Here is a 22,326-nt window from a genome sequence, read left to right on the forward strand (position 1 = left end):
TCCCCAGCCGCCACGTCGGTTCATTGCCGTTTCAGCGGAATTTTGCTACTCTGAACCCGTGCCTGTGGGGCGTCAGCCCTATTCCGGCTGAATCCTAAGCCGACGGCAGGCACACGATAGACACCGCCCAAACGGGCGGTGTTTTTCGTTCAATCCGTCTCCGGATCGCCCTTCATTGTGCTGACGAACATCACATCGCGGTGCCTGTTTGTGGTCCAGGCCGGCACGATGCTCCAGAAGTGGATCTGGCCGTCGCCGATCTTGCGGAGGATGACCTTGATCTTCCGCTTCTCGAAGATGGCAATGATGCCCCAGTAGCGGACCAGCTTGGTTCTCAGCCGCCGCTTCTTTCGGACCTTCACCTCGTATTCCCGGGTCGTCTCCTCGAATTCCTGGAAGGTGTTTGCGTGCCCGATGAGCCGAATAGCTCGCGGGAGAAGCTTGAAGCGTATGATCTGGGACGAGCGCTCTCGTTCGCTACGGCTTCCCTGAAAAAGGATATGGTTGAAGCCCTCTGCCGTGAACGCAACTCTCTCGCCCAAGGCGGGCGAAAGAACCGGTCCGGTGCTTTTGTAAAGATCTTTGGCAGCCGTTTTCTGGCGTTCGTAGTCAGAGGAGTTCTCCATGCGCCGGCACATTTTATCATGTGGGCGGAGGGGAGAACGGGGGCAATCCGGCTTAACCGAGGGCGCAACTCAACCGGTGCCGTGACCTACCGTGGCGCGACGCATAGCAGCCGAGCCTGGCTGCCCAAGGTGAAGTTGCCCGGATCATGCCGGATCGAGCTGTCGCGGCTGAGGAATGGGTGCGTCCAACGATCGAACCAGTGCACGACATACATCCGCCCGCGAATGACCCGATCCAGGGTGGTGGGTTGGCCCTCGTAGGTGAAGAGGTCCCGCGACATGATATAGATCTGCGGGTGCTGGCGTGCGCCGTACGGAAACGGCGGGATCGCCGGCGCGAGCATGGCGCCGTCTCCGGCGAAATGTAGCTCCGTCCAGCGCGTTACCGCGTTCACGCGGGGGACCTCGATCATGAGCGTCTGGAGCTCCGCCATGGTCGGCGCGCGCCAGCCTGAAATCTGAGGCACCGGCACCCCCCGGCAGATTGCGTCCATCTCCCGCCATTTGCGCCCTTGGACGTCGAGTAGGCCGGTGTACCAGATGAGGGTGCCGTTTCGGCTGAGAACGGTGTCGGGATGGGGGCCGCGGGTCACCTGCGCGTGCGCGGACGATGCCGCACCGATCAAGAAGACCCCGGCCACAACGGCCAGCTTTGTGGAGAGCATGAGGGGTCTACGCATCGGCGGCCGGCTCAGTAATGGTCGGCACGCGCGAGCGCCAGACCATGATCCCGACTGGAGCCGCCAGGATCACTACGGTGATCAGGAGAATCATGTTGTTGAGCGCCGCCATATCGTTGGTCGCGCCCTGCATCACGCTTCGGCTCGCGCTATCCACCGTGCCGAGCCCCTCCACCTCCCGGTTCACGCCGCGCATGTAGCCGCTGCCGAACATCATCACGTGCCAAGTTGGTGAGAGCAGGAACATCTTCACCCAGGCGAGGAGGTCGACGATGACGACCCAGTTCTTCTCACCCTGGAACGCCGCGAGGGAGAGGATCAGGACGGCGAGTAGGCTGATGTAGTTGCCGAAGATCGGGATCGGCAACGAGATGAGAAGCAGGACAAAGGCGGTGATGCCGAGGCTCTTTCCCATGGGGATCTCCTGTGTCGAATGATCAGTTGGCGGCGCGCTCTACGACGAGTGATTCCTGCGATCCGCCAACTTCGTAGAAGACCAGTAGGGCGGTCTGGCCGGTGACGGCGGGCACGAACAGAAGACCGGAAGTGCTCGTGCCGGGCGCAATCGGACCGGCTTGAATGCCTTCGCGGTTCACCCGCTCAACCGTCTTCGCCATGCGGTCCGCCATGAACATGGGGCCGAGGACGATGGCCGCACCGCTCAACAGGGCTGCGGGCGGGAACAGGAACGAGCCAACAACCATGCCAGCGGCGCCAACGCCCATGATGCCGGCCGTGGTCGCCACCATGTTGGGCGGCTTCAGAAGTTCGGTGGCCGTTCGCGCCGACCCGATGACGGTGCCGTCGGCGAGCTGCTCCTTGGCTTCCGTGAACCGGATCGTGCGATTGCCCACGTTGGCGATCGTCACCCGGATCTGAAGCCAGTTCGGGTCGCCGGGAATGAAGTCGGGATCGGCATGCCCAACCACATCGCCAACGGTCACGCTCACATCTCGATTTGACGCCGGCGGGTACGCGAAGTGCTCGGTTGGCGCTTGGGCCTGCCGACCGCGCATGCCCAGGATCGACATATTGGGCATGCCGCTCGACGCACAGCCCGCGAGCAACAGAGCTGCGCCTAAAACCGTCAATGTTCGCATCGTCTGCCCCCTGCCGCGAAACCGCGCGGCAATCGATAGTGTCCCCAAAATGGGGACACTCTATGCGAACGCTTACCAAAGACCGCTTGAGTTGGAAAGCGGCGTTAGGCGAATGCAGAGGTCATGGGTCAGTTCGCCGAATTACCGAGCCGTTATCGAAACGCTCCGGACAGCTCGCACTGAAAAAGGCTTGTCCCAGCGCGAGGTAGCGCGCCGCATGGGCAAGCACGTCTCGTTCTTGAACAAAATTGAACTTGTTGAGCGACGCATCGACGTCCTTGAGTTCGTCCTGCTTTGTCGAGCTCTGGAGCTGGACCCGCACACGATGCTCGACGAAATGATCGCGAAATTCGCTGACAAGCCCGAGGCCTAGCGCTTGGATCGACGGGTGGCCTTCTAGTCGGTCTCGACCACCCTCAGACGCCCCGTCTCAGTCCGGATAAAAGTCATGGGGCTGGTCTCTGGCGCTCCTGCGCCTTGCAGCAGATAGAGCGGCCCGACGTATCCGGGACTGTCAGTCTGATAGTCAAAACGGACGCCGTACGCCTCCTCCGACAGCCACTTGCCCGGGTCCTTTTCGTCCTCAAGCCCCCAAGCGTCTTCTACCTCCCGCAGGTCTGCAATCTCCGCCCATTCTCGGGCGGATAGTTCGTATGGTTTGTTCATATGCTCGGACTCTACCACAGACCGCGAAATGGCGCCGCCAAGGGAGGGGACATCGTTGGCGTGGCGGGCGGTCTCTCGCGCCTTGAGGCGAGGGCGAAGGGCGAGCGGGTTGTGGCGCGAGCCGCGCAGAGGCTGAAGGTCGGTGTCTGCTTTTGACTCATAGCGGGTATTGGGAAAGGCTGCTCTTCGGCAGCGACTACAGCTCGGCGCGGTTTATCACGCGATGGCCAGTCTTGGGCGGTAAATCGCGAGGCGCAGGCCGGACGCCACTAGATGCTCTGTCAGCTAGCGCGCGCCGTCCAGAATTTCCGCGATCTTGTCGCGAAGCGGCTGAAGAGCCGGGTGAGACCTAGCAACGGCGCGAACAATCATGCGCCGCGCGGTTTCCGGAGATTGCCCAGTGCGCTGGGCCAGCTCGAACCCGCTGTCGTGATGGTTCAGCTGGACGCTCATCGCCTGAATGTGGCCGTCGGCAATGGCTGCGGTGCATGCGAGCTCACGGCACAACGCGTCGCGGTACTCGCCGGTTAGTTCGCCCACCAGCCAGGCTTCTGGCGGATGCCCATCTCCAGGCAGAATGAGCCAATCAGGGTGCAACTCACGTTCAGCACGTTCGTCGCGTAGCCAGCCGTTGACCTGGGCCTCGGTGCAGTCGCCGTCAAAGACGCTTAAAGCCTTGATCTGGGGGTTCATGCGAAGGTGGGCGATCGATTGCCGGGCCAAGGTTGCATTGCTGCCTACGTCCCGGATGCTGACCCGGGTACGGTGGGGTCCGGCGATGGCTTCTTCGACGATCACCGAGGCAAATGTGTCCTCTGTGTAGACCAGAAGCTCTGGTTGGGCCCTGCCGGCCATCTCATGAATAGCGAACCGGGTGCTGACGTTATCGAGCGCCTCGTGCTCTTGTCCGTTTCGTCGAAGGAGGATGCGTGCACGGCGGGGAACAGCGTCGATGATCGTTTCGGAATGGGTCGTGCAAATGATCTGCAGCCGTCGATCTGCACAGAAACCAAGAAGGATTTCGATCAGCCGAATCTGCGCCTCGGCATGCAAGCCGAGTTCGATTTCTTCGATCACGACCAGTCCACCCACGGGAATGGCCTGGAGCCGCGACAAGAGGACAATGACCGAGCTTTCACCGCCGCCCATGTCGAACCCAGTATAGGCGGCGCCCGACGTCGCCGACGCCAAGCCCAAGCCTCGGATGAAACCGGTCTCGGCCTGGGTGTACTGCCGGCCCATGATGTAGGAGAGCTTCTCGAGAGAATCTGGAGACAGCGGTTCGATTGACTCCGCTGTGGCTCGATTGAATGCAGCTCGCAGCGCGCCATACTCCATCGCGGGCAACACACGCGCCATGGGGATGAAGTCGATCTCGCGAACTGGACGATCACCCGCCCGACGATGGCGGCCAGCGTCCCCGACCGCCCTCCAGCGACCGCCCTCGACACGTTCAACGATCTCTACTTCATTGCCTCGGTCCATCGACACCCATGTAAGACGCAGACCCTCGATCGGGGGCGCACCGCGTCGGCGATGAAAGAAGTCGTTGAACGCGTATCTTGTTCGGGCATCCGGTTGAGTGCGGGGTCGGGCGTTGCCCCAATAGACCCGCCAGTTGGCCGGAGGACGTGCGGACAACGCTGCCAGACCCAAGACAGTGGATTTGCCGACGCCATTACGGCCGCAGACAACGGTCAGCGGATAGTGGAAGGAGACGACGATTTGATTGATGCCACGAAGGCCAGGCCCACCTTCGATCCGTAGTTGACGCAGAAACGGGCGCTGGAAATTTCCGGGAGGCGCGTCCCAGAACTCACCCAGCCGTCGCTCGGCGTGAGTGAGCCTAAGACCCGGCATTCTGCTCCTCCATGACCGCATTGACCTCGGCCTCCCGTTCTTCTGCCGGGGGCGGGGGAGGGGGCGACGACTTGTTGCGATCGCGCCAGATGGAAAAGCCTGGGCAGAAGGTTCTAAAATCGCAGCGCTTGCACCAGCCGTTGATCGGCCCGGTACAAGGGAAGTTCTGCGTTTTCAGGCTGGTCTTAATACCGGAAACGGCTGCGCGAACCTCGTCCAAGGCGGCGTCCTGACTGTCGGACGAAACATCGACATTGATGCGATCTGTAACGCCCTGACTGGCCAACTCCTTGGAGGGCCCACGCGGCGTGATGAGCTGCGCCGTCGCGATCGCCGGTTGATAGGGAAAGGCGTACTGAACGGCATGCGCATAGAGGCGCAGCTGTCGTTCCGCCTGCTGTTTCAACTCATCGAATTGCTCTGGCGAAGTAATCCGGTGCGCTTTGAAATCGACGATGCCGACGGCTTCCCTATGGCTATCGCCGGATGCGAGATGATCGGCCCGTTCGAGCAAGTCGACCACGCCGGTGATCAGCGCGCCGCTCTCCTTGTCGATGAACTCGAAGGGCTTCTCGACGGAATGGGTCCGGCTGAGTGCCTCGGCATTTTCCTGGACATAGCGAACCAAGGCCTTGCGGGCCGCTTCCTTCAGGGCGTCCAACGGCGGGCCTTGCGTATAGCGCAGGTGAAACCGGTCGCTGACAAGCTTCTCAACGTCGGCGATGGACGGAACCGTTCCCGACCGCGCCAGATCGTGAATCTCGGCGAGGATGTTGTGCAGCTGCTGACCGTAACCGTACTGCTCGCCGACGCCGGGTCCAAAACCCATCAGTGATCTCAGCTGATACTCTTGCGGGCAACGCCACCAATAGGTCAGGTCCGAGAAGGTCGTTGGCAGCATGTCGGCGTCGTCCGGCGGCCGCGGAACGTCGCGTTGACGAACCGTTGGATCGCTTCCGTCTCGGCGCACGATGTGGTGGTGGATTTCCTTGTAGTAGTCGGTTGGCTTTTTGCGCGGTCGGTCGAGCGAGGTGACGTTGAGGAACTTGGCCGAACGGGTCAGACCTACGTACCAAAGCCGCCGTTCGCCCGCGTCGCCGCCCGCATAGTCCGACGGGTCGAAAATGCCAGGGGAAAGGAAGGTTTCCGGGCCGTGATTGCGGCGGCTGCTCGGGAAGTTCGAGCTTGAGATGCGGGGCAGAAACACGACCGGCCATTCCAAGCCCTTGGCGGCGTGGACCGTCATGATCTGCACTGAGTTGAGACGAACGACTTCATCGAGGCCGCCTTCGTCGGCGTTGCTGGCGGCCCAGTTGCCAAGAAACAGGCACAGGCCCTTCAGGTTGGACGGCGTCACCCACTGATGGACGGCCTCGAACTGAGCCAGGAGTGTGGAGAAGGCGCCTAGGTTGAACATCACATCAGACGTCCAGGGGCCGTCCTGGCTACCCAAGGCGTGCAGCATTTCCTGGAAGATTTCCTGCGGATAAATCCGCTTGGCGAGGCGCCCCCGTTCCTCGCGCTTCTGGTTCCTACGATCCAACTCCTCCAATTTGGAACCAATCCAGCCAAGGAAATGGCTGGCAGACGCGGTGGTCATCTGATGCTGGCGAAGTCGCCCTATGCAATCGCGAACGAACTCCCGGGTTTCCAAAGTGTTGAGAATCTGGAGCTGGCCTTCATCATCGGGCATGGCGAAATCGGCCCGGGAGAGCAGGCAAAAGGCCGCTTGGATTAGTCGAACTTCGTCGTTGTTGAAGAGGCCTCGAGTACCGCTAACGACGACCGGTATCCCGCGGTCGCGAAGAACCCGAGCGAAGGTGTTGCCAGCAGTTTTCACGCTCCGCAGCAGGATAGCCATATCTGCGTAGTCGAGGGCCCGCGTGGTGCCGTCTTTCTCTTCGAAGACGACTCCACGCAGCGCTGCGATGCGATCGGCGACCCATTCCGCTTCGGCCTCTTCGCTGGGCAACAGGGCCAGTTGAATGTCGCCAGGATCCGCCAGCCGCTCCACGACTTCGCCAGCAGGATTCCGGCGACGCGCCGACATCTCCTTGGCTAGGCGCTCGGGCACTTTCTTGATCGCTTGGTCAGCGATTTCAACGATCGCATGCGTGCATCGAAAATTCTCGACGAGGTCGACACGGCGGACATCCGGGTAGCGGTCCGAGAAGGTCAGGATGTTGTGGACGCTGGCGCCGCGAAACCCGTAGAGCGCCTGATCGTCATCACCAACTGCGGTGACGCTTGCCGTGCGCCCATAGCCTGACAGCAGCTGGATCAGTTCCTCCTGGCGATCATCGACGTCTTGATATTCATCGACAACGATGTGTCGGAACTTGGATTGAATCTTCGAGAGATCGGCCGGGTTTGTCTTCAGTCGCTCGATGAGTTGATCGATAATTCGGTTGAAGTCGACAAAGTAGTTGGGGCGTTCGTAGGCCAGAACCTGATATCGCTCGACCACATCGGCTAACCGACGGTTATCGAGATCGGCGGGCCCTATGCCCTTCTGGTGCATGATGTTGAGGGTGGTGGTGAAGCGTCGAACGGTTTCCCAGTAGGTTCCCGTCCGGGTTTCTCCGCGGAGACGGTCCAAGCCGAGGCCACGATTAGAATCTTCCCAACGAGTGAAGTTGGCTGAAATGAGGGCCGCCTGGCGGACTTCATCCATGACTTCCCAGTTTCGGAATTCGGACGAAAGCTCCTTGAGTAGTCGCAGACAGAACGAATGAATTGTCCCGACATACATATCGCCGAGCGAGGGTTCTTCGGGGACGATCAGTTCAAGATGGCGCCGAACACGGGCTTTCAGCTCCGCAGCAGCGTGTTCGGTGAAAGTGAACGCGACGATCGCATCTTTTGACGCCCCATCGGCTTTGCCGTCGTCTCCGTCACGAACGATCCGCGCAATCCGGCGAGAAATGGCTTCAGTTTTACCGCTCCCGGCGCACGCGACAATTAGCAGATTGCCGCCAACATGGTCGATCGCTTCCTGCTGAGCGGGTGTGGGTGTGATCACCGTGTAATCTCGGCAAGTACCCTTCGGAAGGTGGGAGTGAGCGCCTCGACGAGCTTGACCGGGACCGCATTGCCGATCTGCACTTGGATTTCCGACCCGTTGCCAGTGAATTTGTAGTCGGGGGGGAAAGTCTGGAGCAGGGCGGCCTCGCGCGCGGTGATTGCTCGGTCATCATCGGGATGAGCGAACCGCCCACGGGTGATATCCGTGCAGCCCGTGGTTAGCGTCGGGGCGACGTCGTCCCAGCGCATGCGGCCGTAGACGTCGGAAAACTTGCCGGTGCCAAGTCCGGTGTGACAGGCCAAGGCCAACTCGGGCGGGAGGGAGGAACGGCTCCCTCCGTTCTTCGGGACTGCCGCAAGGCGCTTAAGAGCAATGTCTTGGTGTTTGCGCGCCGCGTGCAGTCGGTCCTTGAGATCGACCTCACCAGCCTTAAGTGATCGCAGGTGGCCAATGGTCTGGCGCACGTCGATGCGCGCGCCCTTTGGAGTTATCGGATCGGGTAGCTTCGGAGGCGTGGCCCTCAGGGTCGCAAGCATGATGCAGCGAATGCGACGCTGCGGCACGCCGAAGTCAGCGGCATCTATCCGCTCTGGATCGCCAAGGATGTAATCTTCGCCTAGCTCCTCTTTGAGCTGGTCCAATAACTCGTCACGAGCGGCGAGACCTGGGACATTCTCAAAGAATATAATTCGGGGGCGAAGGGTCTTGGCGAACCGGCCAGCCTGCAAGATCAAGGTCGAGCGCAGGTCAGTGCCGCGCTTTCGATTTTGACTGCTGAATGGCTGACAAGGCGCGCAAACCACGAGCACGTCCAGGTCTTCGCCCTTCAGGCAGGACTTACGGATTATAGCGGGGTCCACTTTCCGAATGTCATGCTGAAACATCCGGACACTACGATGGTTGAGCCGATAAGTGGCGCACGCGATAGGGTCATTATCGACCGCGGCGACCACTCGGAAGCGGCTGCGCTTCAGCGCAGTCGTCACCGCGCCTGATCCACTGAAGAGATCCACCACGGTCGGCCAATGTCGGCCGCGTTGGCTGCCTTTGTCTTTCGTCACTGAGATTCGCCTGACCCCTCTCAGGGCATTATGAATCAGCTACGCTGGTTCGACAAATCCGAAAGACAACGCGAGGTTGATTTTTGCCTCCATATACATTGTTGGCCGCAAGCAGACGCCTTAAATAGATCGTACACCGCGTTGCGCGGCGGCCCATTCTGCCAAGTGAAGACACCTTTGCGTCAAAAACCCCCGCTTGGTCGGTCGCATGCCTTCCAAGGGAAGTGTCGGGTCTCCGGCCTGCCGGCGAGCCCAGTAAATGCTCAAAGTCGCCGAGCCGGCGGGCGATAACTCCAGCATTTTGGATTGATCGGATGCTGGCTCGAGCAGCTTTCAATTTGACCAAAGGGTTGATCGCAACCGGCGGGTAGGTCGGCCGCTCAGGTCTTCACCTTCGTGGACCCATCGCACCTTACCCGCCCCATCAAATAGAGCGGCCAGCCGTACCGGACGCGGAGGGCGGATAGCAACGACGTTGAGTTGCACTCAAGCGGGGATCCAAGCGCAGGACGTTGAGCTGCCGCGGTGCCGGTTTTGATTACCGCGCATTATCAGGCCGCCAATCCAACCGCGGGGTTCTGAGCGACGGGGAAGAGCTGATGACGGACTATCTGCTCGCGTGGGTGCCGTTCCTTCTACTGCTGATCGTGGCGGCGGGGTTCGCGGTGGTCTTTCTGGTCGTGCAGCGATGGGGTGGCCGCATCAGTTGGCCTTGGGTGGACGCCGTCTGGGTGGCCTCAAGCGCCGTCACCTTGGCCTTCATCGGGATCGGGCTTCTCGACGACGCGTCCCAGGCGCCCGGGCAGCTCGGACTCAACAACTACCTGCAGCATGTGACCTGGGGGCGGGATAGGGCCAGCGACAATCTCGAAATCTACTGCATAGGCCCTTCGAGACGCAGGGCTGAAGTGTCTGACCGCGACATCGACGCGTTCTGCCAGCTCAATTCGAGAGCCCATGAACGTCTCACCCAAGCAGTGCGCAGTTACGACGCCCGCCAGACTGTCAGCCGCATACCGGGAATAGAGGGCGGCGTAGCATCGACCGTGACGAGCGCGTCCGCCGGGCAAGACGGCGTCGTTCTGGACGTCGGCTGGGAGAAGGTTCGCCAAGAAATTCTCTGGCTCAACGAAAACACAGAAAGGCTGCAGGCGCTCAACCCGGAGGCCAGGCGGCTCGGTCAAATGAGCGACGCCCGCATTCTCTGGCTCTATGTGTTCGCCTTGCTCGTCGCGGTCCGGTTGGGCCGTCCCGCGCATGATCTTCTCGAGGCTCGCCGGTCCCGGTCGCAGCCGCAGGACGACTAGAGCAGATTTCCGACACGGCGCCTGGCGATGTCGGCCTCGGCGCGCGTCGTCGCCGCGATCTCCGCCTTTCCGGAAAGCCCGTAGTTGATCAGCGTCTGAAGCGACCCCACCGACGTCGCCGTGGTGTGGTCGTCGTCGGCGACATTCAGGATGCTGTTCGTATCCAGCGTAATTTTCGGTCCGGCCATGGGGTCAGTGTAGCAAGGTCCAGGCCGGCGCCACCCGCCCAAACGGAGCTTCCCCCGGTGTCTGGCGGATATGGAGATAGGGCCGGAGCTAGATCAGCACATCCCCCAGTTCGACCAGCTTGGTAAGCTGGGTGACGAGCGCCCCGAGCTGTTCGATGGTGTCGGCCGCACGATTGACGTCGGCCAAGGTCGCCGCCAAGTCGGCGTTGACGGTCTTGATAAGGGCATTGGCCTCGAGCAGATCGTCCGTTCCCTCGTTGAAAACTTCCGCGAGCAGGATCTTCATCTGGTCACGGAGCATGACGCCGCTGTCGTAGAAGGCGGTCCGCGCCTCCGAGGAATAGCGTCCGTCCCGCGCCATGCGGAAGCAGACCGACACTGCGGCGGCCAGACCGGGGCCGTCGACGGTTTGGTCCTCTGCGATCTCGTCCGCGCGCAGCTCGCCCAGCAGTTTAGTCATCGTCGAGCTCCTGCAGGGTCACGACCGCATCGGCCAGAGGCCGGACTCGGTTGTTGAAGGTTTCCAGGGCGGCCGTCAGCGACACCAGATCGGCCGGCTTGCCGGGCGAGTTCGCATAGACGACGAGCGCGGCGTGGGCGTCGCGAATGCCGTCGACGAGCGCGGCGGGCTGCTGGGCGACGGTCGTCTCGTAGCGGAGCGCCGCGACGTCGATGCGCGCCAGGGCCGCGCGGCGCTGATCGAAGCTCATGCCGTGCCGATCGCGGTTGTAGGCGACCATAAGCCCGGTGAGGGCCTGGTCCTGGCCGGTGGCCTGCAACGGGCCGATCATGGTCTTCAGGTCGTGGTCCAGCAGATCGAGCACCGTGTTCACGGCCGGGCTGCCTTCCTGGACCGCGCGCCGGATGGCGGCGTCCCGCTGGTGGTCCAGCACGGCCTCGCCGACGACCCCGATGATGACGCTGATCGGGCCGGCGTAGTCGCCGGCGGTGGGATCGCTCGATCCCGGCGCGTCCTTCAGCGCCCGGAAGGTGGTGTCGAGGGTGGCCAGGTTGGTGCCCAAGGTCTGGGCGCCGGCGTTGAACCGCTGCGGCGCGTCGGCACCCGCGAGCGCCGCGAGCTTCTCGCCGTATTTGGAGAGCAGGGCAATGGCGTCGGTCCGGGCCTTGATCGACTCGGGAGAGAACTGGGCGATCAGTCCGGTCCGCTGGCCGTCGGCGCCGATCTCGAGGACCTCGAGGTTCGGGTTCTCCGCGACGCGCTGGAGGTAGAGCTCCCGTTCGAAGGCGTTGAGCTCGGAGTAGTAGCCGAGCAGGGTCGCGTTCGAGAGCGCCATGGTGCTGGTGAAGCTGGTGACCGGTTCCTTGAAGTCGACGCTGACGCAGCCGCCCAGTGACGCCGCAGCGATGATCGTGATCGACAAACGCGACGCAAACAGCCGCATAAACGCCTCCTGTCACAACTTGTACGATATTGATACAACTTCATTTGGCGAAAGGGAAGCGGCGGGTTGAGCCGTGTCGTGCGCTCTGGCGGCCCATTAGATAAGAGCGACGGGCGGACCAGCATGCTGTTCGCTATCGGAAGCGTCCCAGCGCTGGGCTGGTGTTTCGGGCGGGGGCCGGATCATGGAGCTACTTCTTGCCACGTGCATATTCCTGGCGGCCGTTCTGTACACGTCCGTCGGCCATGCAGGAGCAACCGCCTACCTCGCCTTAATGGCACTGTTCTCGGTGCCGGCGGCGACCATGCGGCCAACAGCCTTGGTCCTAAACGTGCTGGTTTCGACGTTTGCTTCGTTTCGCTACATCCGGGCGGGCATGTTCCGCTGGAGGACGGCTTGGCCGTTTTTGATCGGCGCGGCGCCCTTCGCCTTTATTGGCGGGGCTATCCAGCTTCCCGGCGATCTCTACAAGCCGGTACTGGGCGTCGTCTTGTGGCTCGGTGCCATCCGGTTGCTGTGGCCGCAAAAGGCAGCCAAACGCGAGCTCCATGATCCGCCTCCGATCGCAGGGATTGCCGCCGGTGCCGGGATCGGCCTCATCTCGGGACTGACCGGAACGGGCGGGGGAATATTTCTCTCGCCGCTCCTGCTCCTCATGGGCTGGTCGGACGCCCGCACCACCTCAGGCGTGGCGGCCGTCTTCATTCTGGCCGCGTCCACGTCCGGGCTCCTGGGAAATTTCTCTGCCGTCGGCTCGCTTCCGGACAGTCTTCCGCTGTTCGCCGCCAGTGCTCTGACAGGCGCCTTCGTCGGCACCACCTTGGGAACGAAGTTTCATGTGTCGGGAATTCTGCGGGCCCTGAGCATCGTGCTCATTGTCTCGGGCGCGAAGCTCATGTTCGTTTGAAGGGGGCCGGATGCTGCATCTTGTGGTTTAGAGAACGCTGCCCACCATATGTCCAAGTCTTGCGAATTCTTTGGCCCGGCCGCCGGAATCGGATCCATTTGCCGCTGTTTCGTGGTATCGTTAATCCTCATTGAGGAGGTTTGAATATGTCGGCCGCAGTCTCAATCCCCGTCCAAACCCGCGCGGTTGCGCCGCTGCTGAAAGCCATCCGCCAAGGCACCGTCGTCGCTCGCCCGCAGTATGTTCTCGACATGCAGTTCAGGACGTCTGCTCAGGCCTAAGGCAAGGAATGAGCCGTGGGGGCGCTACTCATCGGTTCGGAAATCGATGGAGCCTTCACCGAGCTCCATAACGGCCTGCAATCCGCCACCACGGAATATGCGCGCCGGAAGTGGGCCTGCATCGTCCCCGAGTACGGCCCCTGGCTGTGCTTTGCGCCGCTTCTCGACGAGATCGATCCCCGGCTGATCTATTTCCGGCCGCCGAGGCGCGGCCATCTGGTTGACGACCCCGATATCCTTGCCATCATGGCGGACTTCATGGCTGGAGACGGAAGGCCCGCCATCGCCGAGTTGCCGGGCGAGGACACCGCCTGGCTTCCACGGCCCTCAGATGTCGCGGCGGTCTTTCGAGGCGCTGTAGACATCATCGAGCGCTCGGACGCCTTCACGCGGCGGCTCTATGACCAGACGGTCGACTATGTCGTCCCCTTGGGCGGCGGGCGGAACAGGGGCTTCAGCACCCATCTGGCGCGCGGGGCTGTTTTCCGAAGCCTGCCTGAAGACAACGACGCCTACGACATCGCGATCGACGTCATCCACGAGGTCGGCCATCAGGTGCTGATGACCTGGCAGAGCATCGATCCGATCCTGACGTCGGATCCGGCGGCTCCGGTCTACTCCGAGATCCGCCGGGTGGATCGGCCGGCGATCCAGAGCTTTCATGCGGCTGTGGCCCTGGCGTTCATGCGACGCCTGGAGCGCACCCATCCGGGCGACCCATTGATGCAAGCGGCCGGCCTGAGACGGGGTGCCTCCTACAGCGGCACCCTGTCCGGCAGCCTCGAACTCGCCCTGGAGGTCGTTCGCAAGGCGTGCACCTTCACCGAGGCCGGCCGGCAAATGATCCGTGAGATGGAGGCCGAAGTCTAACGGCCCTGGACTGGCTTCCGCAGGACCGCGGTCGCAGCGGCCGTAAAGCCCGCGGTGCGATAAAACGCCTGGGCCGCCTCCCGCTTGGGATTGCAGGTCAGGCTGATGTGAGAGACGCCTTCCGCTTCAGCCCGCCGCGCGACGGCGTCCATCAGCGTTGAGGCGATGCCCGTCCCTCGATGGTCAACGTCAACCACGAAGCTCTCGACCAGAAGCCGAAGCCCCTGCGGCAGCGGCATCCAAACAAGGCAGACCATTCCAACGATGTGCGCATAGGCGCCGTCGTCGCTGATCGCCACCAGGACTTCCGTCGCGTCGGCGATCCGGCGGAGGTCCGCGACGGTCAGCTCAACCGTCCTCTCACAGAGCTGGGTCGTGAGGCGCGAGACGTCCCAGGCCGTCGTCTCCAGGACGTGTTCGGCAGCGAGGCGTTCAATGCAAATGGATGGGAAAGCAGGTAGCGGGCGCAGCATGGTGCTTGCCAATCCTACCATGTCGACCCCCACCCCTCGTCAGATCACAAGCGGGGTTCCCGGCCCCAGACTGTCGCACCCGTAAATCGATTCTGCCCCCGCCGGGGTGCGGCTTGCGTCCGCCATGATCGAGCAACGTGGATAATATTGTGTTATCCACCAGCTGGTCCGTCTCGGGCACGACGGCGCAAGCCGACGCATGTTCATCCTCGGCGCCGAGAGCAACCTGCTTGGAGCGGGGCTTGGGGAGCGCTACTTAAGCGCGTTGTTCTTCTGCCCGGAGACACTCGCCCGATGTCGAATCTGCCCGCGCAACGAGACTACGATTGCCTGGTTCTGAGCGGAGGCGGGGCCAATGGCGCGTATGGCGCCGGCGTCGCCAAGGCGCTTGAGGTCTACCGACAGCGCAAGGCCGTCGACCGGCCCTTGTGCTACATCGGCACCTCGGCGGGTGCGCTGAACGCCTACATGCTCGCAGCGCGGGGGCCCGACGAACTCATCCGCTTCTGGAGAACCCTCTCCAACAAAGCGATCCTCGGCTCGGACGAGCCCCCCAGTCTGCCGCGTCTCATTCGACGGATCACGTCCTGCGGATTTCGGAATGTCCCCTTCTCCATGTACGACAACGCCGCCCTGAGGCGGCTCATGGAAACGAACGCCGACCTCGCTGATCTCAAGAGCCCGTTGATCGTCGCGGTCACGGACTACACCAGCGGCGGACTGCGGGCCTTCTATCACGGCGACATCGTCGACCGGGTCGTCGCCGAAGACGCCAAGGCGGCGGAGCGGGCCCGCCGTCTGAAACACCTGCGCAGGATCGGCAACACCGAGATCTTGATCGATGCGTTGCTGGCCTCGGCCGCCATCCCGGTGTTTTTTCCGCCGGTCAGTATTCAGATCGTCCACGCCGGCGTGACAGAGGCGAGCGCCTTCGTCGACGGCGGGGTGGGCAACAATACGCCCACGCGCGAGGCGGCCTATTTTTCCCGGTATCTTGAGGAGCTCGGAGAAGGCACGGTGAACACGGTCTTCTGCGTGACTCAGGATCCGCCGCGCATTTTCCAGCACGGCGCGGGACCGCGCGGCCTCCTCGAAATCGTCCAGAGGACGCTCGACGTCTTCCAGTATGTCCACACCGCCCCGATCGTTGACGCCTGGACCCGGATCAATCGGGAAGTCGAAAGCCATCGCAAAAAGATCGATGAGATCGCGGCGTGGCTCGACGCCGCGCCCCTGCTCCCCAAGACACGAGACGAGGTCAAGGCCCAGCTGGAGGCGGCCTTCGGCGGACTGGGCGGCCGAACGGCGCGGGTGACCAAGCCGCTGGTCAAGATCGGCCCGACGAGCGATCTCGGCGACTTCCTCGACTTTAGCCCGGCGCTGTCCGAAAAGCGCATCACCGCCGGCTATGTCGATGGCTTGAGAGCGATCCGCGCCACGGCAGACCCCGACCAGCCCGACGAGACCTTGATCGATGAAGCGGAACTCCAGCTTCTCCTCAATCGACCCATTTGGCAGGACTGAGCCGCCGGGGCCGTGATAAAATAGCGGCATGACGCGTTTCAGCCGCGCTCGTAAAATGGCTTCCCACGCCGAAAGCGCTCCATGACCAAATTCCTTGTCGTCGATACCGAGACGGGCGGCGTCGATCCTGCAACGCAGAGCCTCTTGTCGGTGGGGTTGGTCGTCTGGGACGCCGGCCGCCTCGGCGCGCAGCTGGAGATCCTGGTTGCCGAAGACCCGCTCGTCACGACGCCGGAGGCCATGGCGGTCAATCGGATCGACATCGGTCGCCACATGGCGAGCGCGGTCGCGCCCAAATCGGCCGTGGAACAGATCGAAGGCTTCGTGGCCGCGCATTTCGCCGAAGCCGTCGCGGCGGGCGAGAAGGTGGTGCTCGCAGGGCATAACGTCGGCTTCGACATCGGCTTCCTGAAGCGTCTCTATCGTTTGGCGGAGGTGCCCTTTGACAGCCGGTTCAGCCATCGATCGGTGGATACGGCGTCGATCATGCGCTTCTTGCATCTTTGTGGTTTGGCGCCCGCGGCCGCAACGACCTCGGACGGCGCCTTCGCGTTTCTGAAGGTCACGCCCGAGGCGGCGGGTCGACACACTGCGCTGGCCGACGCGCGGGCGACGGCCCGTTTGCTAGGAGCAGCAATCCGGCTCGTTCGCCACCGGGACCTGTGCGGAGTGGACGCTTAAAACCCTCCACCGCGTTGCCGTGTAGGCGGCCTAAACAGCCCGCATTCGCCGTCGATCTTTTCATATCGATGGTCTGAAACGACGCCCGACTTGCGAAGGTGGGTCGTGAACGCCTGCCAGCCGCTGGAGGGACGTGGGGACGTCAGGGATGTTGATCGCGCACTATGCCGCCTTGGCCAGATCCACGGGTCCCGCCACGGCTCGCATCGCCTTGAGCGTCTCCGCGGCTTCGCCGGTCCCGGCGTGTGCTAGCATTGTCTTGAACCACACCTCGGCCTCCGGTGGAGGCCGGAAAGTTCGAACGTCCTCTACCTGCCCCCGCTAGTGGACTTTGGGGATGTCAGAAAGGCCCCCTTGACAGCTTGTCGCCTGCTAGGGGCTTTTTGATGCGTCTGCGACCTCGGCTGATTTGAAAGCCGGCGGGCGGCCAATACCTGCCGGGCAGGCAACCAGTTGAAAAATAACAACTATATGAAACACTGTTCTTGGTAGAGGAGGAAATCAAATGAGACTCCCGACCAAGGACAAGGCAATCCTTTCAGAAAAGGAAGGTGGGTGGAGCGTCTGCTCTGTCGAGCGGATGGAAACGGTCCGAGCTCTTGGGTCCACCCGGCCCCCCATCTACGCCTAAGCCTCTACCACAACTTACCGACCGGCCTCCTATTGGGGGCCGGTTTTATGCTATCTGCCAGGATCAGAGCCGGACGGCTATCGTCTCAAGCCGTAGCGATACAGCATCCAGTCGCCCGGCGCATGTTCCCGGAGCCTGTGAATGCTGAAATAGGGCTTCACCTCGGTTTGCCCGACAGCGCAGTAGCTCATGGACCGTTCCGCCACGACGTTCAGCCCCGCCTCAGGATCGGCGAAGTTGAACATCGGAACCGATTTCGGCGCCGTCGCTTCGATCTGAACCTTGGCGTTGTTCCCGCCAGCTACCAGGTGGGTGAAGCCGCTCGCCTGCCAGACTTGGGTGATGATCACCTTCTTGCTGTCCCATCGTAAGCCGCCACGGATCGCGGCGGAAAAGGCTTTGGACAGGGCATCCAGCTGCAGTTGACTGTAGCCGATCTTGCAGCCTCGGAACGCAAGGGCGGAGGTCCTGGAGAAGCTGACATCGACGGCAGGGTGCTGTCCGTCGAACGACAGAAGGCTTTGCACGCTGACCTTTCCCGAGGTGGCGTAGGTCTCGCTCATCTCGTGCTGGAAACCGGAGGAGGCGGTCTCCAGTCCTAGGTCGGACACATTGCCGTCCCACTCGAACCGGCACTTCTTCCCATCATATGTGCCGTAATCGCCGAGGGCGATATCTCGGATCATGGGATAGTTCAGGAAGCGGTCCAGCTCGTCCCGCACCTCCCGTATGGCTCGTTCTCTCCAGCGCACAGAAGCTCTCCCCCAGAAGGTGTGATCCGTGCTGCGGCGGTTAGATTACTCGGAAGCCGCAGAACCGGAAAGGAACGCCCACGATGCGCCCGCGATCTACCTAGGGGCGCAATAACACACCCTAAGTGGTAGATGTTCTCAGGCCGCATTTCAAGAACCGCTGCTCTCCGGACTGATGGCAGGGCTCCGCAATTCCCAAGGCTCCACGGCTGGTGGGGGAGTTGGGGATGTCAGGGATGTTTATCTAACATTTATGCGGCCATAGCCTGTTCGGCCGGCGGCATCAGCGATCGGATATCTTTGATCGTCTCGTCACATTCGCGGCTGTCAGCATGTGCTAGCATTTCCTTGAACCACACCTGAGCCTCCCCTCGAGGCCGGAAAGTTCGAACGTCCTCTACCTGCCCCCGCCCAGAGAGAATGTTGGGGTTTTCACGCCTCCAGCGGAACAGGTTCGCGGCCTGAATGGTGAGTTTTTTGCCTCTCAGAGAAAAGTTCGAACCGACCAATTCGAGGATTCGGCGGCGGGTCGTCTGATCACCGCTGGAAAACCGATCCACGGCCTGTTTGCTGAACGAAACAACGCCTTCGAAAAGTTCGATCACTTCCGAGGGTTTTGCCGCGGCGTCGGTGCGCCCCTGCCGCAGCGCGGCGAGTTCGCGGTCCAGCCGCTGGCGTTCCGCGCCGAACTCGGCGTCGTCGATCATTCGCCGGAGCCGCAGCCCTGTCAGCTCCCTCAACTGCGCTTCGGTCGCCGCAAACGCCTTGTCGACGGCTTTCCGGCGGACCTCCCGAAACGCGGCCTCCGCCTTGCTGGTCACCCGCAGTCGATCCCGCCCCCAATCGGCCAACCCATCCGGAACGGTCAGCCCGGAGAGGAAGGCGACGATCTGACGCTCGAGGTCCCGGACTTCGATCGAGCGTTCGGGGCAACGTGGGCCGAGCCGACGCTTGGCGCAGTGGTAGTAGACGTACCGCGCGCCGTAGGCGTTCGTCTTGTGCTCGGCGGTGACCATTCCGCCGCAGGCGCCGCAACGGATCAGGCCGGTGAAGGCAAAGCGATGACGGCTGGGACGGGGGCGATCCGGCCGCCGAAGGCGGGCCTGTACGCTCTCGAACTCAGCGTGGGTGATCATCGGTCGGTGCCGACCGGGATAGGCCGTCCCGGCATGCGTGATCTCCCCCACATAGAAGCGGTTGCTGAGGATCTTGTAGACTGTGGCCAAGGCCAAGGGCCGACCCATGCGCTTGCCGGGCGAACTGGTCAGCCCCCAGTCGTCGCGGGCGATCACCGCGATCTGTTTGGGCGACTGGCCTGCAAGCGCCAAGTCGAACATGCGGCGCACGAGCGGGAAACGCTCGGGGTCGGGAACGATGGTGCGGGTGACCGGATCGTTGAGATAGCCCACGGGAGGCCGTCCGGCCTGCCAGCCGTGCTCGCGCTTCGTGCGGATGCCGCGTTTGACGTTTTCGGACAGGGCGTCGGAATAGTATTTGGACTGGCCGAACATGATCTGCAGCATGAACTTGCCCTGCGAATTGTTTTCGAAGCCGTAGTTGGAGAACTTGAGGTCCGTCAGGACGCCCTGGTCGAGCAGGTAGATCAGCCGCCCGCCGTCGATGGAGTTGCGGGCGAGGCGATCCGGGGCCCAGGTGGCGATGCCCTCGGCCTCGCCGTTTTCGATGCGGGCGACCATGGCGTCGAACCGGGGGCGTCCCGGCGTCATGGCGCTGCGCGACTCCTCGATGATCTCGACGATCTCGGCTCCGGGCACGGCCAGCACCAGCCGCTCGACTTCGCGGCGTTGGGATTCGATGGACAGGACCTGACGGTCCTCGGACTCGGTCGATTTCCGGCAGTAGAGAAAATATTTCATGGGAAGAGGGATGTCCCTGACGTCCCCGACCTCCCCGTCAGGGGAGGGCCGGGAGACGTCGCCGGACGAATTGGGATTCTAGGGCGCCGGGGCGTTTCGCGCGACGTGCGGAGGGGGATAGCCGCGCCGCCCGGTCCAGACATTGGAGCCCGGGCGCGCCCGATGCGCACGGCGGACGTCCGTCTTGGCCGGGGCCGCCCGGAGCAGGGGGAGGGCCGACCTCAACTCCGGCCCTCCCCGCCCGCTCACGCCGGAGCGGGCCCGGACCGACGCAGCAACGGCGGCAGCCAGCCGGTTCCGTTCAGCAGGATTTCGGCCTTGTCGGCCATGGCCTCCTTGCGAAGGTCGGAGAGCCGGGCCGCCGCCTCGGGCGAGACCCCCTCGGCCACGGCCTCGGCGATCTGCGCCTTGGTGATGCGCCCGAAATAGCTTCCGACCGTCGGGGACCAGTAGCGGCCCATGTCGAGCGCCAGCAGCCCGGCCAGCACATCGGCGTGGGCCAGGGCGGCGCGCGAGGTTCCGACCTTGCGGACGGCGTTCACCCCTCGCGAGACGCAGTGGGCGAACAGGGCCAGCCGGTCGTCGTCGGGCCAGTCCGCCAGCGCCGACAACAGGGCCTCGGGGTCCTCCGGCAGACGCCCCGCCCACGTCCCGTGACGAGTCTCCATGGCCCGGCCCGCGACGCTCTCGTTCAGACCCTCGGCCCAGGACTCGAGACTGGAGCTCGTGACCTTGAGGTCGAGACAGCTTTCGGCCCCGCGATAGAAGGCCTGCAGCGTCAGGACGTGCAGGGCCGCGAGAAAGGCGAGGCGCGGCTGTTCGGCCATGGCGTCGCGCAGCGCCGCCGTGCGGTGGGCGGTGAGGTCGGCGGCCAGCCGCTCGGGCAGGGGTTTGGGACCCGCCTCCGCCTGTTCTTCCGCATCGGGGTCTTCGACGCCAGACGCGTCCTCGGGTGGAGCCTCGTCCTCGGGCCGGATGAAACCGCGCTCGATGCGCGGTTCGCCTTGCCCAAGGATGACGAACAGCCCGCCGCGCGCCACGGCGTCGGGGTCGTAAACGTCCGGACAGGCCGCCGCCAGCTCGGCGTCGATCTCGGTCAACCGGGCGTCGTCGGCTTCGGGAATGACGTCGTCGCCGCAGGCGGCGACGATGGCGTCATATTCCTCGGCGAGGGCGTCGAGCCGGGCCTGGGTTTCGGCGTCGGGTTCGACGGTGCGCGGATAGACGCGGCGGCAGCCATGGTCGTGCGGATAGTCCAGCCGGGCCTCGGCCCACGCCCAACCTTCGGCGGCGCGCACCGCCTCGGCCTCGGCCGACAGTTTTTCGAGCGCCAGCCGGTCGAGCAGGGCCGCGTCCTCGAACCAGCCCTGACCATCCTCGCCGAACAGATCGGCGCGGATGCGCCCGCCCGCCGCCTGATAGGCCTCGGCTCCGACGTACCGGGCGCGGCGGTCGGAGGCCTCGACCTCGTGCTCGGTCATCAACCGGCGAATGTAGGCCGGAGAGCGGTTGTGAGAGAGGTCGCCCCAGACCTGGGTCTGGCGGGCGTGATCCTCGCTGACGGCGAAGGCCATCAGCTGGTCGAGGGTCAGGGCATCGAGGCGGTAGGCCGCCATCAACACCGGGCTGACCGCGCCGAGCCGCAGTCGCCGTCGCACAAGGGTGGGGGAGACGCCGAAACGCGCGCCAATCTCCTCGGCGCTCCAGCCCTTGGTTTCAGCGAGTTCGCGGAAGGCCTCGAACTGGTCCGCCGGATGCATGGCGAAGCGGGTCATGTTTTCGTCGAGGCTGATCTCGAAGGCGTCGTTGGCGCTGTCGAGCAGGCAGCGGACAGGCTCGGTTTTCGACAGCTTCTTGCGCTTGGCCAGAAGCCGCAACGCCAGCCGCCGGCCTTCGCCGATGGTGACGAGATAGTCGCCGGTTTCCGCGCCGTCGCCGTTGCGTTCGGCCTCGACCACGGGCGGCTGCAGCACGCCCTTGACGGCGATGGAGGCGGCGAGCGCCTCCACGTCCGACGCCGCGTGCGGCGTCTTACGCGCATTGCGCGGCGACTTCTTCAGCCGGTCGAGGGGGATGAAGACTTCTTCCGCGCATTGGGCGGGCCGGGCTTGGTGGATGGTCATGGGATCGCTCCTTGGGCTTGGGGTGCGGGCGCAAAGCCGCCCGAACCCCTGCCCGTCGGCGAGACCAGGGGTAGCAAGCGCCAGGGCGGACCGCGGGGAGGGGGATCACCCGGTCTGCACGGAGCGAAGCGGAGGAAGACCGGGGACACCCCGCGGTCCGGCGGCGCAGCCGCGAACCCTGGCGCGCGCGGGGGACGGAGTCCCCTAGCCCTTGCGGTCTCGGAAGGTCCCGGGCCAGGCGGCCCTCGGGCGGGGACGGCAGGGCGGCCGACTTACGGTCCTCGCGGGCGA

Annotated in this window: 20 protein-coding genes; 6 read left to right on the forward strand and 14 right to left on the reverse strand. The window is 63.4% G+C overall.

The features are described from left to right. Window positions 1-149: 149 nt before the first annotated feature. The 4 genes from BrevBR_RS08190 to BrevBR_RS08205 form a co-directional block, all read right to left on the reverse strand. The gene (locus BrevBR_RS08190) at window positions 150-626 is read right to left on the reverse strand and encodes a hypothetical protein (protein WP_340000561.1); all 477 of its coding nucleotides are present in this window, start codon (window positions 624-626) and stop codon (window positions 150-152) included. Window positions 627-712: 86 nt separating this feature from the next. Then, complete coding sequence (locus tag BrevBR_RS08195) at window positions 713-1,291, reverse strand: hypothetical protein (protein ID WP_340000562.1); 579 nt, start codon at window positions 1,289-1,291, stop codon at window positions 713-715. A gap of 7 nt (window positions 1,292-1,298) precedes the next feature. Then, window positions 1,299-1,721, reverse strand: a complete 423-nt coding sequence (locus BrevBR_RS08200; RefSeq protein WP_340000563.1) for a hypothetical protein — start codon at window positions 1,719-1,721, stop codon at window positions 1,299-1,301. A gap of 22 nt (window positions 1,722-1,743) precedes the next feature. Continuing rightward, window positions 1,744-2,337 (reverse strand): hypothetical protein, encoded by a 594-nt coding sequence (locus tag BrevBR_RS08205; protein ID WP_340000564.1) that lies wholly within the window; start codon window positions 2,335-2,337, stop codon window positions 1,744-1,746. Window positions 2,338-2,344: 7 nt separating this feature from the next. On the opposite strand from BrevBR_RS08205, the gene BrevBR_RS08210 reads away from it, so the two are divergent. Beyond that, the gene (locus BrevBR_RS08210) at window positions 2,345-2,779 is read left to right on the forward strand and encodes a helix-turn-helix domain-containing protein (protein WP_340000565.1); all 435 of its coding nucleotides are present in this window, start codon (window positions 2,345-2,347) and stop codon (window positions 2,777-2,779) included. Between the two features lie 578 nt (window positions 2,780-3,357). Here BrevBR_RS08210 and BrevBR_RS08215 read toward each other — a convergent pair. The 3 genes from BrevBR_RS08215 to BrevBR_RS08225 are packed head-to-tail and all read right to left on the reverse strand — an operon-like array spanning window position 3,358 to window position 9,018. Beyond that, a complete protein-coding gene (locus BrevBR_RS08215; protein WP_340000566.1) occupies window positions 3,358-4,932 on the reverse strand; it encodes an ATP-dependent nuclease in 1,575 nt (524 codons plus the stop codon). Continuing rightward, a complete protein-coding gene (locus BrevBR_RS08220) occupies window positions 4,919-7,954 on the reverse strand; it encodes an ATP-dependent helicase (protein WP_340000567.1) in 3,036 nt (1,011 codons plus the stop codon). The genes BrevBR_RS08215 and BrevBR_RS08220 overlap by 14 nt, the downstream gene beginning before the upstream one ends. After that, a complete protein-coding gene (locus tag BrevBR_RS08225; RefSeq protein WP_340000568.1) occupies window positions 7,951-9,018 on the reverse strand; it encodes a DNA cytosine methyltransferase in 1,068 nt (355 codons plus the stop codon). The genes BrevBR_RS08220 and BrevBR_RS08225 overlap by 4 nt, the downstream gene beginning before the upstream one ends. A gap of 599 nt (window positions 9,019-9,617) precedes the next feature. Here BrevBR_RS08225 and BrevBR_RS08230 point away from each other — a divergent pair. Continuing rightward, window positions 9,618-10,325 (forward strand): hypothetical protein, encoded by a 708-nt coding sequence (locus BrevBR_RS08230; protein ID WP_340000569.1) that lies wholly within the window; start codon window positions 9,618-9,620, stop codon window positions 10,323-10,325. Here the strand turns inward: BrevBR_RS08230 and BrevBR_RS08235 are convergent. The 3 genes from BrevBR_RS08235 to BrevBR_RS08245 all read right to left on the reverse strand — a co-directional run bounded on the left by BrevBR_RS08235 (window position 10,322) and on the right by BrevBR_RS08245 (window position 11,916). Further along, entirely contained in the window at window positions 10,322-10,513 is a 192-nt protein-coding gene (locus tag BrevBR_RS08235) for a hypothetical protein (RefSeq protein ID WP_340000570.1), read from the reverse strand. The two genes, BrevBR_RS08230 and BrevBR_RS08235, sit on opposite strands and share 4 nt — an antisense overlap. Window positions 10,514-10,601: 88 nt before the next feature. Then, on the reverse strand, window positions 10,602-10,973 hold the full coding sequence (locus BrevBR_RS08240) for a hypothetical protein (protein WP_340000571.1): 372 nt from the start codon (window positions 10,971-10,973) through the stop codon (window positions 10,602-10,604). Next, window positions 10,966-11,916, reverse strand: coding sequence for a hypothetical protein (locus tag BrevBR_RS08245; RefSeq protein ID WP_340000572.1), 951 nt, complete (start codon window positions 11,914-11,916; stop codon window positions 10,966-10,968). Before BrevBR_RS08245 ends, BrevBR_RS08240 begins: the two co-directional genes overlap by 8 nt. Before the next feature lie 184 nt (window positions 11,917-12,100). On the opposite strand from BrevBR_RS08245, the gene BrevBR_RS08250 reads away from it, so the two are divergent. Beyond that, window positions 12,101-12,823, forward strand: a complete 723-nt coding sequence (locus tag BrevBR_RS08250) for a sulfite exporter TauE/SafE family protein (protein WP_340000573.1) — start codon at window positions 12,101-12,103, stop codon at window positions 12,821-12,823. Between the two features lie 296 nt (window positions 12,824-13,119). After that, window positions 13,120-13,974, forward strand: coding sequence for an aKG-HExxH-type peptide beta-hydroxylase (locus tag BrevBR_RS08255; protein ID WP_340000575.1), 855 nt, complete (start codon window positions 13,120-13,122; stop codon window positions 13,972-13,974). Here the strand turns inward: BrevBR_RS08255 and BrevBR_RS08260 are convergent. Beyond that, window positions 13,971-14,447, reverse strand: a complete 477-nt coding sequence (locus tag BrevBR_RS08260) for a GNAT family N-acetyltransferase (protein WP_340000576.1) — start codon at window positions 14,445-14,447, stop codon at window positions 13,971-13,973. The genes BrevBR_RS08255 and BrevBR_RS08260 overlap by 4 nt on opposite strands. A 147-nt stretch (window positions 14,448-14,594) precedes the next feature. Between BrevBR_RS08260 and BrevBR_RS08265 the strand changes: the two genes are divergently transcribed. Then, window positions 14,595-15,971 carry a patatin-like phospholipase family protein gene (locus BrevBR_RS08265; protein ID WP_340000577.1) on the forward strand — a complete coding sequence of 459 codons (1,377 nt, stop codon included), beginning with the start codon at window positions 14,595-14,597 and terminating at the stop codon, window positions 15,969-15,971. Window positions 15,972-16,052: 81 nt separating this feature from the next. After that, window positions 16,053-16,652, forward strand: a complete 600-nt coding sequence (locus BrevBR_RS08270) for a 3'-5' exonuclease (protein ID WP_340000578.1) — start codon at window positions 16,053-16,055, stop codon at window positions 16,650-16,652. Between the two features lie 708 nt (window positions 16,653-17,360). Here the strand turns inward: BrevBR_RS08270 and BrevBR_RS08275 are convergent. From BrevBR_RS08275 to BrevBR_RS08285, 3 genes are all read right to left on the reverse strand, one after another. Then, on the reverse strand, window positions 17,361-17,969 hold the full coding sequence (locus tag BrevBR_RS08275; protein ID WP_340000579.1) for a hypothetical protein: 609 nt from the start codon (window positions 17,967-17,969) through the stop codon (window positions 17,361-17,363). A gap of 317 nt (window positions 17,970-18,286) precedes the next feature. Continuing rightward, window positions 18,287-19,912, reverse strand: a complete 1,626-nt coding sequence (locus BrevBR_RS08280) for a recombinase family protein (protein WP_340000580.1) — start codon at window positions 19,910-19,912, stop codon at window positions 18,287-18,289. 245 nt (window positions 19,913-20,157) lie between these two features. Beyond that, window positions 20,158-22,035 (reverse strand): ParB/RepB/Spo0J family partition protein, encoded by a 1,878-nt coding sequence (locus BrevBR_RS08285; protein ID WP_340000581.1) that lies wholly within the window; start codon window positions 22,033-22,035, stop codon window positions 20,158-20,160. Window positions 22,036-22,326: the final 291 nt, after the last annotated feature.

This window comes from Brevundimonas sp. BR2-1 (assembly GCF_037626195.1).
Lineage (GTDB): Bacteria > Pseudomonadota > Alphaproteobacteria > Caulobacterales > Caulobacteraceae > Brevundimonas.

Bases quoted from the DNA above. Each gene is read 5' to 3' on its own strand.
- BrevBR_RS08190 (WP_340000561.1), bottom strand. From the start codon at position 626: ATGGAGAACTCCTCTGACTACGAACGCCAGAAAACGGCTGCCAAAGAT.
- BrevBR_RS08195 (WP_340000562.1), bottom strand. From the start codon at position 1,291: ATGCTCTCCACAAAGCTGGCCGTTGTGGCCGGGGTCTTCTTGATCGGT.
- BrevBR_RS08200 (WP_340000563.1), bottom strand. From the start codon at position 1,721: ATGGGAAAGAGCCTCGGCATCACCGCCTTTGTCCTGCTTCTCATCTCG.
- BrevBR_RS08205 (WP_340000564.1), bottom strand. From the start codon at position 2,337: ATGTCGATCCTGGGCATGCGCGGTCGGCAGGCCCAAGCGCCAACCGAG.
- BrevBR_RS08210 (WP_340000565.1), top strand. From the start codon at position 2,345: ATGCCGCTCGACGCACAGCCCGCGAGCAACAGAGCTGCGCCTAAAACC.
- BrevBR_RS08215 (WP_340000566.1), bottom strand. From the start codon at position 4,932: ATGCCGGGTCTTAGGCTCACTCACGCCGAGCGACGGCTGGGTGAGTTC.
- BrevBR_RS08230 (WP_340000569.1), top strand. From the start codon at position 9,618: ATGACGGACTATCTGCTCGCGTGGGTGCCGTTCCTTCTACTGCTGATC.
- BrevBR_RS08235 (WP_340000570.1), bottom strand. From the start codon at position 10,513: ATGGCCGGACCGAAAATTACGCTGGATACGAACAGCATCCTGAATGTC.
- BrevBR_RS08240 (WP_340000571.1), bottom strand. From the start codon at position 10,973: ATGACTAAACTGCTGGGCGAGCTGCGCGCGGACGAGATCGCAGAGGAC.
- BrevBR_RS08245 (WP_340000572.1), bottom strand. From the start codon at position 11,916: ATGCGGCTGTTTGCGTCGCGTTTGTCGATCACGATCATCGCTGCGGCG.
- BrevBR_RS08250 (WP_340000573.1), top strand. From the start codon at position 12,101: ATGGAGCTACTTCTTGCCACGTGCATATTCCTGGCGGCCGTTCTGTAC.
- BrevBR_RS08260 (WP_340000576.1), bottom strand. From the start codon at position 14,447: ATGCTGCGCCCGCTACCTGCTTTCCCATCCATTTGCATTGAACGCCTC.
- BrevBR_RS08270 (WP_340000578.1), top strand. From the start codon at position 16,053: ATGACCAAATTCCTTGTCGTCGATACCGAGACGGGCGGCGTCGATCCT.
- BrevBR_RS08275 (WP_340000579.1), bottom strand. From the start codon at position 17,969: ATGATCCGAGATATCGCCCTCGGCGATTACGGCACATATGATGGGAAG.
- BrevBR_RS08280 (WP_340000580.1), bottom strand. From the start codon at position 19,912: ATGAAATATTTTCTCTACTGCCGGAAATCGACCGAGTCCGAGGACCGT.
- BrevBR_RS08285 (WP_340000581.1), bottom strand. From the start codon at position 22,035: ATGACCATCCACCAAGCCCGGCCCGCCCAATGCGCGGAAGAAGTCTTC.